The organism is Salegentibacter agarivorans (genome assembly GCF_900113135.1).
Lineage (GTDB): Bacteria > Bacteroidota > Bacteroidia > Flavobacteriales > Flavobacteriaceae > Salegentibacter > Salegentibacter agarivorans.
The window spans coordinates 15,096-32,557 of the sequence record NZ_FOOH01000001.1; the positions used below are offsets into that span (position 1 = coordinate 15,096).

18 protein-coding genes and 2 tRNA genes are annotated in these 17,462 nt (G+C 37.5%); 10 read left to right on the top strand and 10 right to left on the bottom strand.

Annotated elements, in window-relative coordinates:
* Window positions 1-88: 88 nt before the first annotated feature.
* Genes BM084_RS00085 through BM084_RS00100 form a run of 4 tightly spaced genes read left to right on the top strand, consistent with a single transcriptional unit; the run spans window position 89 to window position 3,374 of the window.
* Window positions 89-634 carry an RNA polymerase sigma factor gene (locus BM084_RS00085; RefSeq protein WP_093301910.1) on the top strand — a complete coding sequence of 182 codons (546 nt, stop codon included), beginning with the start codon at window positions 89-91 and terminating at the stop codon, window positions 632-634.
* The gene (locus BM084_RS00090) at window positions 618-1,238 is read left to right on the top strand and encodes a hypothetical protein (protein ID WP_093301912.1); all 621 of its coding nucleotides are present in this window, start codon (window positions 618-620) and stop codon (window positions 1,236-1,238) included. The genes BM084_RS00085 and BM084_RS00090 overlap by 17 nt, the downstream gene beginning before the upstream one ends.
* Window positions 1,219-2,616, top strand: coding sequence for a DUF4097 family beta strand repeat-containing protein (locus BM084_RS00095; protein ID WP_093301915.1), 1,398 nt, complete (start codon window positions 1,219-1,221; stop codon window positions 2,614-2,616). The genes BM084_RS00090 and BM084_RS00095 overlap by 20 nt, the downstream gene beginning before the upstream one ends.
* A 56-nt stretch (window positions 2,617-2,672) precedes the next feature.
* On the top strand, window positions 2,673-3,374 hold the full coding sequence (locus tag BM084_RS00100; protein ID WP_093301917.1) for a peptidoglycan DD-metalloendopeptidase family protein: 702 nt from the start codon (window positions 2,673-2,675) through the stop codon (window positions 3,372-3,374).
* Here BM084_RS00100 and BM084_RS00105 read toward each other — a convergent pair whose 3' ends face one another.
* The 6 genes from BM084_RS00105 to BM084_RS00125 form a co-directional block, all read right to left on the bottom strand.
* Entirely contained in the window at window positions 3,375-3,851 is a 477-nt protein-coding gene (locus BM084_RS00105) for a DUF4199 domain-containing protein (protein WP_075326183.1), read from the bottom strand. It lies immediately after the preceding gene.
* A gap of 114 nt (window positions 3,852-3,965) precedes the next feature.
* The gene (gene secA, locus BM084_RS00110; protein ID WP_093301921.1) at window positions 3,966-7,325 is read right to left on the bottom strand and encodes a preprotein translocase subunit SecA; all 3,360 of its coding nucleotides are present in this window, start codon (window positions 7,323-7,325) and stop codon (window positions 3,966-3,968) included.
* An 88-nt stretch (window positions 7,326-7,413) separates the two neighbouring features.
* Window positions 7,414-7,635 (bottom strand): DUF2795 domain-containing protein, encoded by a 222-nt coding sequence (locus tag BM084_RS00115; protein WP_008272287.1) that lies wholly within the window; start codon window positions 7,633-7,635, stop codon window positions 7,414-7,416.
* 149 nt (window positions 7,636-7,784) lie between these two features.
* A complete protein-coding gene (locus BM084_RS00120) occupies window positions 7,785-8,357 on the bottom strand; it encodes a cob(I)yrinic acid a,c-diamide adenosyltransferase (protein ID WP_093301924.1) in 573 nt (190 codons plus the stop codon).
* A gap of 198 nt (window positions 8,358-8,555) precedes the next feature.
* Window positions 8,556-8,732, bottom strand: coding sequence for a hypothetical protein (locus BM084_RS19050; RefSeq protein WP_177195632.1), 177 nt, complete (start codon window positions 8,730-8,732; stop codon window positions 8,556-8,558).
* A 161-nt stretch (window positions 8,733-8,893) separates the two neighbouring features.
* Window positions 8,894-9,673 carry a hypothetical protein gene (locus tag BM084_RS00125; protein WP_143083603.1) on the bottom strand — a complete coding sequence of 260 codons (780 nt, stop codon included), beginning with the start codon at window positions 9,671-9,673 and terminating at the stop codon, window positions 8,894-8,896.
* A gap of 31 nt (window positions 9,674-9,704) precedes the next feature.
* On the opposite strand from BM084_RS00125, the gene BM084_RS19635 reads away from it, so the two are divergent.
* On the top strand, window positions 9,705-9,854 hold the full coding sequence (locus tag BM084_RS19635; protein WP_143083604.1) for an HK97 family phage prohead protease: 150 nt from the start codon (window positions 9,705-9,707) through the stop codon (window positions 9,852-9,854).
* Here the strand turns inward: BM084_RS19635 and BM084_RS00130 are convergent.
* Window positions 9,838-11,340 carry an OmpP1/FadL family transporter gene (locus tag BM084_RS00130; protein ID WP_093301925.1) on the bottom strand — a complete coding sequence of 501 codons (1,503 nt, stop codon included), beginning with the start codon at window positions 11,338-11,340 and terminating at the stop codon, window positions 9,838-9,840. The genes BM084_RS19635 and BM084_RS00130 overlap by 17 nt on opposite strands.
* Window positions 11,341-11,476: 136 nt before the next feature.
* Complete coding sequence (locus BM084_RS00135; protein ID WP_245764314.1) at window positions 11,477-12,619, bottom strand: hypothetical protein; 1,143 nt, start codon at window positions 12,617-12,619, stop codon at window positions 11,477-11,479.
* Window positions 12,620-12,729: 110 nt separating this feature from the next.
* Here BM084_RS00135 and proS point away from each other — a divergent pair, with 110 nt between their 5' ends.
* The 4 genes from proS (at window position 12,730) to rpsT (ending at window position 14,774) form a co-directional block, all read left to right on the top strand.
* Window positions 12,730-14,208, top strand: coding sequence for a proline--tRNA ligase (proS, locus tag BM084_RS00140; protein ID WP_075326188.1), 1,479 nt, complete (start codon window positions 12,730-12,732; stop codon window positions 14,206-14,208).
* 78 nt (window positions 14,209-14,286) lie between these two features.
* Window positions 14,287-14,358: transfer RNA gene (locus BM084_RS00145), tRNA-Glu, on the top strand.
* 66 nt (window positions 14,359-14,424) lie between these two features.
* Window positions 14,425-14,496: transfer RNA gene (locus BM084_RS00150), tRNA-Glu, on the top strand.
* 29 nt (window positions 14,497-14,525) lie between these two features.
* Window positions 14,526-14,774, top strand: a complete 249-nt coding sequence (gene rpsT / locus BM084_RS00155; protein WP_075326189.1) for a 30S ribosomal protein S20 — start codon at window positions 14,526-14,528, stop codon at window positions 14,772-14,774.
* Between the two features lie 80 nt (window positions 14,775-14,854).
* Here the strand turns inward: rpsT and BM084_RS00160 are convergent, their stop codons facing one another.
* Both BM084_RS00160 and pepE read right to left on the bottom strand, forming a co-directional pair.
* Entirely contained in the window at window positions 14,855-15,769 is a 915-nt protein-coding gene (locus tag BM084_RS00160; RefSeq protein ID WP_075326190.1) for a glutaminase, read from the bottom strand.
* Window position 15,770: 1 nt separating this feature from the next.
* Entirely contained in the window at window positions 15,771-16,478 is a 708-nt protein-coding gene (gene pepE, locus BM084_RS00165; protein ID WP_075326191.1) for a dipeptidase PepE, read from the bottom strand.
* 143 nt (window positions 16,479-16,621) lie between these two features.
* Here pepE and BM084_RS00170 point away from each other — a divergent pair, with 143 nt between their 5' ends.
* Window positions 16,622-17,419, top strand: coding sequence for a peptidase associated/transthyretin-like domain-containing protein (locus BM084_RS00170; protein WP_075326192.1), 798 nt, complete (start codon window positions 16,622-16,624; stop codon window positions 17,417-17,419).
* Window positions 17,420-17,462: the final 43 nt, after the last annotated feature.

Here is a 17,462-nt window from a genome sequence, read left to right on the forward strand (position 1 = left end):
GAAAAAACGTATTTTCAGCTACAAAATAACAGAAGCTTGCAACATTGCAAAAATAGTTTCGTCTTTAAAGTACAACCAATCAAAGAAAATGATACAGCATCAATTAATAGAAGCCTGTAAAAATAAAGATCGCAGGGCCCAGCTGAAGCTCTACAATCAGTATTGCCAGGGAATGCATTATGTGGCCTTGCGTTTTTTGAAAGATCCTTATGAGGCAGAAGACGCGATGCAGGAAGCTTTTATAAAAGCTTTTGCAAAACTGCAACAATTTACGGGGGAAGTTACTTTTGGCGCCTGGCTTAAGCGTATTGTAATTAATAAGTGTATAGATAAATTAAAAGCGAAAAAGCTGGAATTAGTTGCTATTAATGAACAGGTATTGAGCACAGCCGAAGAAGACGATAATTGGCAGGTAGACGATGGGATTGGAATGGAAGAAATAAAGCAAAGTATGGAAAAACTTCCCGAAAAATATAAATACCCACTGATGCTGTTCTTAATGGAAGGCTATGACCACGAAGAAATATCAGAGATTTTAAATATTAGGCCGGTAGCCTCGCGGACTTTAGTGCACAGAGGTAAGAAAAAATTGCAGGAAGAATTAAAGACTATAAAAAATGGCACAGGATATTAGAGAAATGTTCAGGAACGAGAAGGAGCCTAAACCCAACACTTTACCCAAAGGGCACCAAAAGCGATTTGAAGATCGCCTGGAGAAAGAATTTCCCGTAGAAAAGAAGAATAATACGTTCTTTTTTCTAAAGATCGCAGCGGTTTTAATTGTTGCGCTGGGCGTGGGATTCTTTTTTCTGAATTCAGGGGGAGATAATTTTACGAATGAGCCATCGGTAGCTGGCACTCCAAATCAGGAAAATTCAGAAGAAAAAGAAAATAAGCCGGGAACAACTGAAAATAATTTTCAGCTAAGTGAAGTTTCACCTGAATTCAAGAAGATTGAAGATTATTATATGGCCAGTCTTAATATTGAACTTTCCAAGATCAATATTACACCCGCAAATAAAGCCCTTATAGATTCTTTTATGAACCAAATGGCTGAACTGGATAAGGAATACCAACGCTTAAATACAGAAATTAAAGAAGCGGGGCCAAACGAGCAAACCCTGGAAGCGATGATAGCGAATCTTCAGCTTAGATTAGACTTGCTATATAAGCTAAAAAGCAAATTAAAGGAAATTAAACAATCAAAAGACAACGAATATGAAAACTACGAGGTATAATTTAATAGTTGCGCTGCTGCTCTGCCTTCCGGTAACATTGAGCGCGCAAACAAAAAAGCTGGATAAAACTTATAAAACCTCCGGCGATGTAGAAGTGAAAATTGATGCCAGTCACACCAATATTATTGTAGAATACTGGGATAAAAATGAAGTGCAAATTGAAGCCTCTCTGGAAACTGGTGAAATTGAAAAAAGTGAAATAAAAGATATTCTTGCGGCCTGGAAATTAAATACTTCCGGAAATGCTTCAGAAGTAAATATATCTTCAGGCGGGGGAATGCAGTGGAGCGGAGATATAGATCTAAGCGGATTGGAAAAACCACTGGCCAGTCTTCCGCAGATGCTGGAGCCATTAATGAATAATTTGGTGACGCCTTTGATGCAAAGTATGGGAGAAAGTATGGGAGCGCCGCTTCCGCCAGAATTCAGTGAAAAAATGGGCAATATCAAATTTGACTATGAAGCTTATAAAAAAGACGGTGACAAATACATTGCGAAGTTTGAAAAGCAAATGGAAGCGAATTTTGGTGAAGATTTTGAAAAAGATATGGAAAAATGGGCTTCTCAGTTTGAAAAAAATGCCGAGAAATGGGAGAAGAATTTTGAAATGAAGATGGAAATAAATAGTGAAGAGCTTGAAAAGTCTATGGAAAAATGGGCCGAAAGTTTTGGTAAAGATATGGAAGCCTGGGGCGAATCTTTTGGAGCGCAAATGGAAGCCCGTTTTGGTGATGCAGAAAATGGAAAACCAAAAGTGATAGGTTTAAGTAATTCTAAGGCCAAAAAGACCATTAAAGTAAAAATGCCTAAAAACGCAAAGCTTAATCTTGATGTACGCCACGGGGATGTAAACCTTTCGGGTACAACGAATAATCTTCACGCCGATCTTTCTCACAGTAAACTAACCGCCGATAGGATAAGCGGTAAAAGTACTAATGTAGAGGCAGCTTACACTCCGGTGAACATCAACTATTGGACTTATGGAATAATGGATGCCAGGTATGTAAAAAACTTTAAAATTAAGAAGGTTAAAAGCATCAAATTAAGTTCCAATTCCAGTAATGTAAATATTGAGGAGCTTGAAGATACCGGGATTTTATCGGGAAATTTTGGGGAGTTGAATATTGCAAGAGTAGGGGCTAATTTTAAAAATCTAGATATTAATTTAGAGAATAGCGATCTGGAACTTGGTTTGCCTTCATCAGCTTTTAATTTTATGTATAGTGGCACCCAGAGCGATATTAAACATCCTGGTTCTTTAAAGGTAACAAGTAGCGAATCTTACGATAATAAAAAACTTACGGGATTTCATAAAACTAAAGATTCGGGAGGGAATATTAGCATTCAAGCTAATTTTAGCGATGTCTTGTTAAATTAAATTTCAAGGTGTAATTTTAGCGATTCTTAAACGGCAAATCGTTTTAAAGATCGCTTATGGGAACCACAAATTTTTCTGAATTTCTTTCGCAGTTAACACCGGGTTTTACCCAGGTTCTGGATGTGAATTTAAAAGAAGAAGATTATATAATTATAGATTTATCTGAAAACAATGTAGAGCTCGGGAAAGTAGATATTTCTTCTTCCCGGGCTTTTTCTAATTATATAGCCGAATATTTAAATGCCTTCGAAAAAAAGGTGGCTTTTGGAGGCTATTCTGAAGTACGAAAACTTTATAAGAGAAGTGAGCTTTTTACAACTTCTGAAGATGAAGATTCTAACAGGAATATACACTTAGGCCTGGATTTTTGGGCTGATGCACATACCGATGTTTTAGCGGTTTTAGATGGAAGAATTCATAGTTTTAATGATAATTCCAGTTTCGGAGATTACGGCCCAACCATAATTTTGGAACACGAATTTGAAGAAAAGAAGTTCTATTCCCTTTATGGTCATTTAAGTAAATCTTCATTAAACGGTCTTGTTCCGGGGAGTTCTGTGAAAAAAGGCGAAAAAATTGCTGAATTGGGAACACCTGAAGAAAATGGCGATTATGCACCACATTTACATTTTCAGATAATTGAAGATTTAGTTGAAAAAATAGGGGATTTTCCCGGGGTTACTTCCCGCCGGGAATTGGACTTTTATCTACAAAACTGCCCAGATCCCAATTATTTGCTCAAATTGAAAAATTCCTGATTATTTTTTTCTTAAAATCAATGCAACAATAGCTGAGGTTACTACACCCATCATTAATGCACCGGCTATAGATTGTACTATATATGAGCTTAAGTTAAAATAAGCTTCAGCATCTTCCTGCTTCATAGCATTTCTTTCTACGCTGCTTTCTATAGCGTTTTCAAAATATTCGGGAGAAATAAGATAGTGTGTAATTAGTTGGCCAATAGGAGAGAGTAAGGCAATAACAATACTTAAAATTACTCCCGAAACGAATCCCTGTCTCCAGCTCATTTTTCCGCGGAAAAAATTCTTTCTTTTATCATGAATGGCAAAGAAGTAAATTGCTATTGCAATTAAACCGAAAAAGTTGGTGTAAATAGCGTGTTTGGCAATGAGCACATCGTGCCAGCCCATGAGTTTCTCAAAATACATCCAAAGTAAAGATGCAGCGAAGAAAATTACGCCCCACTTTATTTCTATTTGGTAGTTTTTCATTTTTTTGATGATTGGTTGAATGAAAAGCTAATGTACTCAAAAAAAGAAAGGGCTGTTTAAAAGTTCCTCTATTTAGGAGGTTTAAACAGCCCTTTTGTATAATTTAAAATTAAATTACTGATTCACAACAACCCAATCTCCTTTTTCAATAAGCGGAATAGCCTGTTTGTATTTAAGAGTTTTATTCTCGCCACTCATTACATTTTTTATAGTTACTTTATCATTACGGCCAATCTTTGGTTGGTCTCTGGTAATGGTTTCGGTCACCTGTGGGCGGCGTTGCTGTTGGGTGTTCTCAGCAGCGCGACTTTGAGCAGCTCTTTCGTCTATATTAGGAATTTCATCTTTTTGAGTTTCTACTTTTTCTTTTTTGCGTTGTCTTGCTTCCTGGATATTTGAAACATTTCCTTCTGGAATTTCACCTTTGAAAAGGAAAGAAATTACATCCCGATTTACGTGATCCAGCATAGATTTAAACAATTCAAAAGCTTCAAATTTATAGATCAATAATGGATCTTTTTGCTCGTGAACCGCTAATTGAACGCTCTGTTTTAACTCATCCATCTTGCGAAGGTGGGTTTTCCAGGCATCATCGATTATTGCAAGACTTATATTTTTCTCAAAATCTTTAACCAACTGAACACCTTCGGTTTCGTAAGCTTTCTCAAGATTCGTAACTACCTGAAGCGTTTTTTGCCCGTCTGAAAATGGTACAGAAATTCTTTCAAAATTGTTGCTTTCGTCTTCGTAAACCTGCTTAATTACCGGGAAAGCCCTGGAAGCGCTGTGCTTCATCTTTTCCTGGTAATGCTGGTAGGCTTCTTTATAGACAATTCCGGCAATTTTTTGTACGCTCATTTTCTCGAATTCTTCTTCTGAAACCGGGGCACTCATAGAGAAATACCTAATCAGTTCAAATTCAAAATTCTTATAATCCTGGGCAACTTTATTATTTTCGGTAATCGCTTCAGAAGTATCAAAGATCATATTCGCAATATCAACCTTAAGCCTGTCGCCAAATAATGCGTGGTAACGACGTTTGTAAATCACTTCCCTTTGGGCGTTCATCACATCATCATATTCCAACAAACGCTTTCTAATTCCGAAGTTATTTTCCTCTACTTTCTTTTGGGCACGCTCAATGGATTTTGAGATCATGGAATGTTGAATTACTTCACCTTCTTCCAGACCCATTTTATCCATTAATTTTGCGATCCTTTCAGAGCCGAATAGACGCATTAGATTATCTTCCAGAGAAACATAGAACTGAGAACTTCCCGGATCTCCCTGGCGGCCTGCACGACCTCTTAACTGGCGGTCTACACGCCGTGAATCGTGACGCTCTGTACCTACAATGGCTAAACCACCGGCTTCTTTAACTTCTTTACTAAGTTTAATATCGGTGCCACGACCTGCCATGTTAGTGGCGATAGTTACAATACCAGATTTACCTGCTTCGGCCACAATATCGGCTTCTCGTTTATGTAGTTTCGCGTTAAGCACGTTGTGCGGAACATTTCTCAATTTCAGCATTCTTGAGAGTAATTCTGAAATTTCTACAGAAGTTGTACCAATAAGTACGGGTCTTCCTGCAATAGAAAGCTGGGTAACATCGTCTATTACCGCGTTATATTTTTCTCTTTTGGTTTTGTAAACCATATCGTCCTTATCCTTTCTGGCAATAGGACGGTTGGTAGGAATCTCTACCACATCTAATTTATAGATTTCCCAGAATTCTCCAGCTTCAGTTACAGCTGTACCGGTCATACCAGATAACTTGCTGTACATTCTAAAGTAATTCTGAAGCGTTACTGTTGCAAAGGTTTGGGTAGCATCTTCAATTTTTACGTTTTCCTTGGCTTCAATTGCCTGGTGTAAGCCATCGCTATAACGGCGCCCGTCCATAATACGGCCGGTTTGCTCGTCTACAATTTTTACTTTATTGTCTATAACCACATATTCGTCGTCTTTCTCAAATAGAGTATAGGCTTTTAGAAGCTGGCGCAAAGTGTGAATACGTTCACTTTTTACGCTGTAATCTCTAAAAAGTTCTTCTTTTTTCTCGGCTTCTTCTTCTTTAGAAAGTCCTTCTTTTTCAATCTTGGCGATTTCCATTCCCATCTCTGGCATAACAAAGAAATCGGAATCCCCATCGGCAGAAAGAAACTCAATACCTTTATCGGTAAGGTCTATCTGATTGCTTTTTTCTTCAATAGTGAAATAAAGGTCTGCATCTACTTTTGGCATTTCACGGTTGTTGTCCTGCATGTAATGATTTTCGGTCTTCTGCAGTAACTGTTTTATACCTTCTTCACTAAGAAATTTAATAAGTGCTTTATTCTTTGGTAGACCTCTATAAACTCTTAGTAACAAGAATGCACCATCTTTGGTGTTTCCTTCTTTGATAAGTTTTTTAGCTTCAGCAAGAACCTTAGTAAGGTGTTTACGCTGAAGTTCTACAATATTAGAAATTGCAGGTTTGAGTTCGTTAAATTCGTGAACATCACCTTTTGGGATTGGCCCGGAAATAATTAAAGGTGTACGCGCATCATCAATTAAAACCGAATCTACCTCATCTACAATGGCAAAGTTATGCGGGCGTTGTACGAGATCGTTTGGAGCGTGAGACATATTATCACGCAAATAATCGAAACCAAATTCATTGTTGGTTCCGTAAGTAATATCGGCATTATAGGCTTTTCTCCTGGAGGCTGAATTTGGCCTGTGGTAATCTATACAATCTACACTTAAACCGTGAAATTCAAAAAGTGGCGCCATCCAGGCACTATCCCTTTTTGCCAGGTAGTCGTTTACCGTTACAAGGTGCACTCCGTTTCCGGTAAGAGCGTTAAGATACATTGGTAAGGTTGCCACAAGGGTTTTACCTTCACCGGTTTGCATCTCGGCAATTTTTCCCTGGTGCATAGCCACACCACCAATTAGCTGTACATCGTAATGAATCATATCCCAGGTTACCGGTTTTCCGGCAGCATCCCAGGAATTGTTCCAGATTGCGTGATCGCCTTCAAGATTTACATAATCTTTTTCGGCAGAAATCTCGCGATCAAATTCTGAGGCGGTAACTTTAAGTTGTTCGTTATGAAAAAAGCGTTTTGCGGTTTCTTTTACCGTTGCAAAGGCTTCGGGTAGAATATCGTTAAGAACCCCTTCAGAGATCTCATAAGATTTAGCTTTCAGCGCATCAATTTCAGCATAAATATCTTCCTTTCGGGTAATATCGTCACTGGCATCGGCCTCGGCTTCCAGCTCTTCAATTTGTTTATTTATATCTTTTAGAGCTTCAGCGATCTTCGCCTTAAAGCTTGCTGTTTTAGCCCTAAGTTCGTCTATAGAAAGGGCTTCAAACTCACCTTCCAGCGCCTTTATCTTATCGACTATAGGTTGTATTTCTTTGACGTCTTTTTTAGATTTATCGCCAACAAATACTTTTAATACAGAATTTAAAAAACTCATAATAGTTTTTGTTTAATACGGGGTTCAAATGTACGCAAAAAAAAAGCCTCACTTTGGAGACTTTTTTCTATTTTTTGCGTGTTATTATTTAATATTCATCCTCATTCCAAAGATAATCTTCATCAGTGGGATAATCGGGCCAAATTTCCTCAATAGAATCATACGAATCTCCTTCATCTTCAATCGCCTGTAGGTTTTCTACTACTTCTAGTGGAGCACCTGTTCTAATGGCGTAATCAATTAATTCGTCTTTAGTTGCAGGCCAGGGTGCATCACTTAAATAAGATGCTAATTCTAAAGTCCAATACATGGGTTGCTCAGGTTTATTATTTTTGCAAAAATAAATTTTTTGTGGTAATAGCCAAGAAAAAAATCTATTATTTAATCAATACTGTTAAGAACATACGCTAAAATTATAGATTTTACTGAATAATTCTTGCTGAAGCCTTAAAATAAGAACTAAGATTTTTCGGGAATCCATTTTACCTCTTCGGCCTCTAATTTTTTAGACAACATCCGTGCCAGTACGAATAGATAGTCAGATAGTCTATTTAGATATTGTAAAACCTTATCGTCAAAAGCTTCAATTTCGTGTAAAGCTGTGGCAAGTCGCTCTGCACGCCGGCATACACACCGCGCAATGTGACAGAATGACACGCTTTGGTGGCCTCCCGGAAGCACAAAATGAGTCATAGGAGGAAGTTCCTCATTCATTTTGTCCATTTCTTTTTCCAGCATTTCTATATCTTCTGCCGAAATTTTAGGAATATTTAATCGCTCTTTTCCGTTTTTTAATTTTTGTTTTTCAGGATCTGTCGCCAGGGTAGAGCCGATAGTAAAGAGCCTATCCTGAATTCTGCTTAAAACCTGTTTGGTATGTTCGCCGGTATCCTGATCGCGAACAAGTCCAATATGAGAGTTAAGTTCGTCTACAGTGCCGTAACTTTCTATGCGAATATGGTGTTTGGGAACCCTGGTGCCTCCAAAAAGGGCAGTAGTACCTTTATCACCGGTTTTTGTATATATCTTCATATAAATGTTTTGTTTCTTACTGGATAATTGAAATTAAAATACTCAAAATTCTTACTTGAATTCCAGGCTTTTTCAAATTAAATTTTTAGTCCCGGACCTAAATTATTTTACTTAAGACTTTGCCTTCCCTGGTAAAGTAATTTACTTTTCAAAAGTACAAAATGAAGAATTAAGGCGGCAATTAATGAGGCTAAGAAGTTAAATATTAGTTTCAGATTTTTCCTCTCTTCGGCGTTCCATATAGCGCCTTCTAAAATTTCTGTTCTTACGAGCCTTACGGTTCTTTTTTGCTCTACGGGAATTCCAAATAAAATAAACGAGAAAAGCCGCAATAAGCGCGAAGTAAATCCAGGTTTCCTGGTCAAACTCAAACATGATAAACTGTTAATTTTTTACAAGATATGAAATTTTGAGTTTTTAAGGAATTAAATTAAATTTTTCAATAGATGCATACTGAAGAGGAAGTTTATGTAAAAATTAAAGTCAGCATAGAAAATTTTTCTATGCTGACTTTTTTATAACTCATTTTTTAAATTTTAATCTTCGGTAGAAGTGGTTACCTGCGGGCCAATCCCACTTAGGTTTTGGTTATAAACCCAAAGTTCCTGAGAAGCGCCATTGGTAATATTCATCCAATCTTGTGTAAAAGAATTAAAAGAACCAGCCCCGTGAACTTCCTCAAACTTCTCTTTAAGCTTTTGATCTTTTCCCAGCCAGGCAAAATCATCGAAGAAATATACTACAGAAAGATCCTGGCCAGAGTTGGTAGACGAAAATTCATTGGTGTAAATTGCGAAAGGCGTTTCAGGTGATTTTTCCTTTAAAACTCCTGTTACCATTTCTAGCTTAGAAATCATATCTTCATATTTTCCTCTTGCTATGTCCCAAACGCTTACTCTAAGTTTGCTCATTTCAAAATTAGAAGGAAAATGAGATAATTTATTATGGAATCTCCAAAAAGTCACTTCCTCTTCGCTCTCTAAATAAGGGATCACATTATTGGTCCAGTCTTCATCATGTGCTTCCTGGGTAGGGCTGGCTTCATCAAAAGCACTCCACGGCATTGGCCCAATTACCGCCATATAATCATACGCATTTTGGCCATTCATGATTGTAAAAATTCGTACTCCCATAGCTCCTTCTGCATGAAACTGCTCATTGTGATTTTTCATACCTTCAGAAAACTCTTTTATTTTATCGCTTTTTGCTGAAAAAATAGTGGATCCAACAATGAGATATTCCTCATTGTTATCTGACTGATTTTGGGAAAATACCAAAAAAGGAATTAGCATCATCCAGTAAAAAATTGACTTCATAACTGTGTATTTAAATGTTAGTAATGCAGCTATGATAGATGAGGCTTCAATAAATAGGTTGTATAAGTTACTGAAAAATAGTGATATAAGAGGATGTAGTATAGGGTTTAAATTAAAAAACGCCCAAAAAGGGCGTTTTAAGTTAAAAACAAAAGATCGTTTTCCTACAAGCCGAAGCTAAGCGATAAAATCACTTTGGAGAGGTCTCTGTCTATATTTGCCGTATTGGTTAAACCAGTTTCATAAAGTCTTGCATTTTCCTCGTAATTTGCGTTGGTGTAGGCAAGGTCTAATTTCATACTTCCAAAATCGTAGCCAATACCACCCGAATAGCCGGTTAAATCGCCTACAGTAGATTCGTTAGCGTAGGGACTTTGCTCAAAACGATAACCGCCTCTTAAGCTCCAGTTATTGATTCTATATTCTCCACCCAATCTAAAAGTAGAAGCCGCCTGAAGTTCTTCTGAAATAAGACCATTTTGAAAATCGAATTCGGGATCATCTGTAGGTCTAAATTCAGTTGCTGAATAATCTTTGTAGGAATAATCAAAACTAATTAATCCTTTGGTACCGAATAGTACAGCAAGGCTACCGGTAATTTTACCGGGAGTTTTAAGATTGTAATCAGGGTAGAGGTTTAAAACGTTGGGGTCTACAACCACCCGCTCATTCGCTTCGTTATTTGTTTCGAGATACTGGGTAGCCTCTTCCACGATACTAAACCAGGTGGGAGAGTGGTATGATGCGCCAACTCTAAATCTATCACTTACTTTGGCAATCGCACCTAACTGAAAAGAAAATCCGTCTCCGGTTGTGCTTAAGTTGTTATTAAAAATTACCTGATTGGTAGCACTACCTGAATTTCTGTTGTTTTCTCTAAACCTTGTACTACGGTCGTAGTTTAAAAAATGGGTATTTAGGTTAGCACCCAGGTATAAGAAATCTTTAAACTGTGTCCCAAAATTAAAAGAAAATTTTCCGTTTAAACCGGTAGCCACAGAACGATATTCCTGGTTAAAATTCCCGGGGCTTATAAAGGAATTATACTCGGTGTTATCTGGTGAATCCTCTGCCTGATCTATAACATAGCCCTGGTATCCTAAAAATGCCTGTTGCGCTCCAAAACCTTCGTTTTCTCCTAAATAAGAATAAAGATCAGAGATGCTTTCATCTTCACGGGTTTGGAGTAAATCTAATGGTATGCCGTTAGCATAATTTAGAAAATACTGGTCTATAGAAGTCTGGCTTGTTCCAGTAGCCAAAAAAGCATCGTCAAAATTATTGGTCTGACTATAATTTAAACCTAAACTAAATTTTCTCCAGGGACTATCACTTCTTGTATCAAAAACAAGTACACCACCGGCCTGATTAAAGTTAAAATCTGAATTTTCATTTGTAGTACCGGTTCCAAAATAATCTACATTTTTATTGGTAGAACGGTGAGACAAAGTCATAGTTCCAAAAGAATTAAGGAAAACGGCAGAACTGGCCGGGTTTACTGTAATGGCAGATAAGTCTCCCCCAAGTGCTCCAAAAGCACCACTAAGTGCCTGGAACCTGGCGGTTCCGTTCAGTTCTTCAGAACTGTATCTATAAGCATCGGTAATGTTTTGAGCCTGGGCGCTTCCTGCTAAAAGAATGCTCAATATTATAAATATCTTTTTCATAAACTATTTTTAAATCCTTTTACGGTTTACCGGGTTTTAGACCGGAGTATATTTATTGATTTCAGAAAAAACCTTACAGCGGGAAACTGTAAGGTTGATTCAATTTTTTTTAAAATACTTTCACGCCAGAAGTTGATTATCCTCTACCGCCACCTCTGGATGAAGAAGAACGACTACTTCCGCCTGAACTTCTTGTACCAGAACTTCTGGAACTACTAGAGCTACTGCGAACAGTACCGCTACTTCTTGAAGAACTATTAGAAGATCTATTATAAGTAGAGTTAGATCTTGAACTTCTATTAGACCTGTTTATAGCCGAATTTGTTCTTGAAGAAGAAGTGTTGATTCTAGATGGTTCGCTCCTTCTGCTAGATCGGGAATAAACGTTAGAATTATCTGAATTACTTCTGGTATAACTTCTACTTCTTGAAGCATTATCATTGCTTCTAATATTTCGAATGCTTCTGGAATAAGAAGATTCGTTAGTTCTAATACGGGAAACATTATCCCTTGAATTTGTACCATAATCTGAATAGCTGGCTCTTCTTCCGCTATTATAAGCTACGTCTCTGTAATTGTTACGATAGCCATAATATGGGTTGTTTAAATATCCTCTTCCTATATATGGGTTATAAAAGCCTCCAAAGCCTCCATATCCAAATCCGAAGCCAAAGTGGTTACCCCAGCCCCATCGTGAGCCGTATGCAAAACCGCCACCCCATGGGCCAAATCCTCCGCCCCAGGGACCAAAACCGGCACCCCAATAACCTGGACCATAAAATGGATCCCAGAAAAACGGATCATTCCAGTAACCTCCAAAACCGTAACCATATCCAAAACGATTCCATCTCCATGGATTGTAAAATCCACCGTGGAAACCGGTATTGTAAATGTTTATAGTATATTGATCTGGATCTTCACCCCAGGGAGCTCTTCCGCCAACATAAGCTTGTTGGTCTTCATAATAAACTTCATCCTCTCCGCCTTCTGCAGAGGAGTAAGATTCTACATCGGTAAAGATTATGTTATCGGCCATCTGGCCATAAAATTCTGATTTTTCTGAAAAAAGGTTCTTATAGTATGAATTTCCCTGATCCTGTTTATTATTATTAGCATATTGGGATGGCTCTTCAGAAGTTGATTGCTGTTGGTTAGAATCACCATAGATCCCATCCTCATAACCAGAATACTGGTAAGAACCGCAAGATGCTAACAATAGCAAGAACATAGGAGCAACAAATAGAATTGCTTTTTTGTGTAAGTCGTAATTGCGTATCATTAGCTTAGTATTTTATTGTTGAACATTACAAAAATAGTTAGTTTTGCGCTAACTAAACCTGCATTTAGATTGTGTTTAACAAAATACAAGATTTATGCCAAATCCAGAGAATGAGTAAAAAGTTAACCAAAAGAAGCGAAGATTATTCAAAATGGTACAACGAATTGGTAGTAAAAGCTGATTTAGCTGAAAATTCCGCAGTACGAGGTTGTATGGTAATTAAACCCTACGGATTTGCCATTTGGGAGAAAATGCAGGCCCAGCTTGATAAAATGTTCAAGGAAACCGGACATCAAAATGCTTATTTTCCGCTTTTTGTTCCCAAGCATCTCTTTGAAGCTGAAGAAAAAAATGCCGAAGGTTTTGCGAAAGAATGTGCCGTGGTTACTCATTACAGGCTTAAGACAGATCCTAATGATAAATCTAAATTAATAGTAGATCCTGAAGCTAAACTGGAAGAGGAACTTGTAGTTAGACCAACTTCTGAAGCTATTATCTGGAATACTTACAAAAACTGGATTCAGTCTTATAGAGATCTTCCTATTAAAATCAATCAATGGGCTAATGTGGTGCGTTGGGAGATGCGAACCCGATTATTCCTGAGAACTTCAGAATTTCTCTGGCAGGAAGGGCATACCGCCCACGCCACCAAACAGGAAGCCCTGGAGGAAACTGAATTAATGAATAATATTTATGCCGAATTTGCCGAGAAATTTATGGCAATGCCGGTTATAAAAGGAAGTAAAACCGAAAGTGAACGCTTTGCCGGTGCTGTAGAAACTTATTGCATTGAAGCAATGATGCAGGACGGGAAAGCTCTGCAAGCAGGAACCTCTCACTTTTTAGGTCAGAACTTTGCAAAAGCTTTTGATGTAAAATTCACTTCTAAAGAAGGAAAATTAGAAAATGTTTGGGCAACCTCCTGGGGTGTTTCTACACGTTTAATGGGAGCGCTTATTATGACGCATAGTGATGATAACGGTTTGGTACTTCCTCCAAATTTAGCGCCTACTCAGGTAGTAATTGTTCCTATATATAAAGGAGAAGGACAATTAGAAGAAATTTCTAAGGTAGCCAACAAACTGGCTGATGATCTTAAAGAAGCCGGTATTTCGGTGAAATACGATGATAGAGATACGCAAAAACCAGGTTGGAAGTTTGCTCAATACGAATTACAAGGAGTGCCGGTAAGATTGGCTATTGGGCCAAAGGATCTTGAGAAAGGAAGTGTTGAACTTGCAAGAAGAGATACCCTCGCTAAAGAGTTTGTAAACCAAACAGAAGTAGTGGAGAAGGTGAAGCACCTTATGGTTGAAATGCAGGATACTTTATTTGATAAAGCTTTCAATTTTAGAAACGAACATATCACCGAGGTAGATTCTTTTGATGAATTTAAAAAAGTTTTAAAAGAAAAAGGAGGATTTATTTCTGCCCATTGGGATGGAACTGCAGAGACAGAAAACAAGATAAAAGGGCTTACCAAAGCCACAATTCGCTGTATACCATTTAATTCCGAAAAAGAGTCGGGAAGCTGTGTGCTTACAGGGAAACCGTCTGAGCAAAGAGTGCTTTTTGCGAAGGCATATTAATTTTTAAAATTTTTTTGTGGAACTCTTGCGGCATTCAAAAATAGTTGTATTTTTGCATCCGCATTGAAACAAAAAAATGGTCCGTTCGTCTAGGGGTTAGGACGCCAGGTTTTCATCCTGGTAACAGGGGTTCGATTCCCCTACGGACTACAACAGAACACAAGTTTTAGTTTTGTGTTTTTAAAGTCCTGAAAAGGCAATTTGAAATAAATTAATGGTCCGTTCGTCTAGGGGTTAGGACGCCAGGTTTTCATCCTGGTAACAGGGGTTCGATTCCCCTACGGACTACTTTAAAAAATAATTAAAGCAATTTTGTAATGGCAAATCACAAGTCAGCATTGAAGAGGATTCGTAGCAATGAGACCAAACGTCTTAGAAACCGCTACCAGCATAAAACTACCAGAAACGCAATTAAAAAGTTGAAGGAGTCTGAGAAGAAAGAAGCTGAAGCTCTTTTGCCTTCTGTTATCTCTATGGTAGATAAATTAGCAAAGAAAAATATTATACATGATAATAAAGCTGCGAACTTAAAATCGCAACTTGCTAAGCACGTAGCTGCGCTTTAATAATATTACAGTGTTCAATTATAAAAAAATGCTTTCTGCGTTTGCGGAAAGCATTTTTTTATTTTTAATAATTTTTGGGTTTAAAAAACCGAAAGACCGGTTAGCGAAGTAAGGCGTTCTAAAGCCTTCATTCCTAATTCTGAATTTCCTTTTTCATTTAAAATAGGACTCCAAACCGCTACTGAATACTGGTCTGGATGAATGGCTACAATACCTCCGCCAACACCACTTTTCCCCGGTAATCCTACTTCAAAACTAAATTCCCCGGCTTCATCATAGAAACCACAGGTTTGCATTAAAGAATTTATCCTTTTTACAGAGGTAGGCGTTAAAATTTCTTCATCTGTACTTAATATTTTACCCTTATTAGCGAAAATCATAAAGGCCTGGGCTAATTGTTTGCAGGACATTGCCAGAGAACAGAGGTGAAAGTAAAAATCTACAATAGGTTCAACTTCACATTTAATATTCCCCAATGCTTTCATATAATTTACCAGTGCTACATTTCTATATCCTGTAGAACGTTCTGAAGCTGCAATTTTGAGATCAAAATTAATGCTATTATCTTCGGTAATTTTCCTTACAAAATCTAATAATTCCTGTTTTGGATCTTCTAATTGATCTACTAAAATATCTGAAATTACCAAAGCGCCGGCGTTTATAAAAGGATTTCGGGGCACACCGCTTTCGTATTCTAACTGGCTTAACGAATTAAATGGATCTCCCGAGGGTTCTACATCTACCCGGTCCCAAAGATCTTCACCCATAATACGCATAGCCATAGAAAGGCTAAAAACTTTAGAGATACTTTGAATAGAAAAAAGCTCTTCGCTATCTCCAAAACTAAAATGTTGCCGGTCTCCACAATAAACGTGCATACCAAATTTACGCGGATCTACTTTGGCGAGTTCAGGAATATAAGAGGCAACTTTGCCGGTTACATCCCGGTAACTCAGTTCGTCATTTATAGTATTTAGTATACTTTGGTAGTCCATATTAATTTAATTCGCTTAAGTCTGAATTGGTTTCTATCTCGAAAGGTAATTTTTCTGATTTAAAAATGCGAGCGCTCAAGCTACCTTTTAACTCAATTTTATTATCTGAAACCAATATCCAGCTACCTTCCCTAAGTCCAATTACGGGTTGCGTATTTATAGTGTGGAATTCTTTTATTCGTGTCTCCCGGGTTTCTCCTTTATGCGTAGAATTTGAATCGGGATCTAAATAATGCGGATTAATATTAAAAGGAACTACTGCCAAAGTTTTAAAACTCGGCGGATAGACTATGGGCATATCGTTGGTGGTTTGCATTGTTAAGCCCGCGATATTCGTCCCTGCACTGGTGCCCATATAAGCTGCGCCATTTTGAATACTTTCTTTAAGCGGTTGCATTAATTTATTTCGGTAGAGCTCAGAAACCAGTAAAAAAGTATTACCCCCACCGGTAAAAATTCCTTTAGCTTGAGTTATAGCTTCAGTCATATCTTCAAATTCGTGAATTCCACGTAAGTTAATTCCGGCTTCGTTAAAAGCTTCGGAAGCTTTTTTAGTGTATTCAGTGTGCGAAATTCCGCCGGGGCGGGCAAAAGGAATAAAGATCACTTCATCTATATTTTTAAAAAATACCTTTAATTCCGGAATTAAATATTCCAGGTAGTCCTGCCCATGTAAAGTTGAGGTGCTGGCCAATAATGCTTTGCTCATAAATGCTTTTATTTTTCTAATGCTAGTATAATATATATTGACTTAAAATTAGTCTAAATAGGGGTTTTAACAAAAGTTTACAAGCTGCTTTACTATAAATAAGGACTAAGAATTGTTACTTTATTAATAGGAAAACCACAACTATGTTAAAGAATACATTTTTTATTATTTTTATTTTATTCAGCAGTATTTTAATTGCCCAGGAGAAGGAACGCACTCTGGTAAACGGTAAAATTATTGTTCCTGAAGAAGATACTCCAGAGGGAATGACCATTTTTAACCGAAACACCGCACGCGGTACCATATCTAATCCCGACGGGGAATTTAAGTTAAGTGTTGCGCTTAATGATACGGTAGTATTTTCTTCCATTCAATTTGAAGAATTTAGAGTAGTTGTAGAAGAAGGCGTTATAAATTCTGGTGAAATGAATGTTTTTCTAACAGAATCTGTTACCGAACTGCCAGAGGTGCTGTTATCTGATAATAAACTTTCTGGAGATATTAGGGTAGATGTTAGTCGAATTGCTGTTAGTGACCCAGATGTTCCCCGGTATTCTGCAGCCGAATTGGAAGCCTTGAATGTTAGAAGACAACCCGATTCTTTAATGGGGCCCGGAAGAAATGCAGCTCTGGCTGCCGGAAATACCAGGCTGGTAAACGGACTCAACTTTGTGAACATCTTTAAATTCCTTGTAGGGGCTGAGGTTGAAAACAATCCTTTTACGAAACAGGAACTCGACGAAAAATTACGGGATCTTTATGACGATGAGTTTTTTAGAACCAACCTGGATATTGAAAAAGATAAAATAAATGATTTTATTTACTACGTTACAGATCACGGTTTAGATAATGACTTATTGGAAGACGGAAACGAATTAAACCTAATTGAATTTCTAATAGAAAAAAGTAAAGAATATAAAGCATTTCACGCTCGGGAATAATACTTAAAAACCTTCATCAATCATCATTATTCATCATCAACAT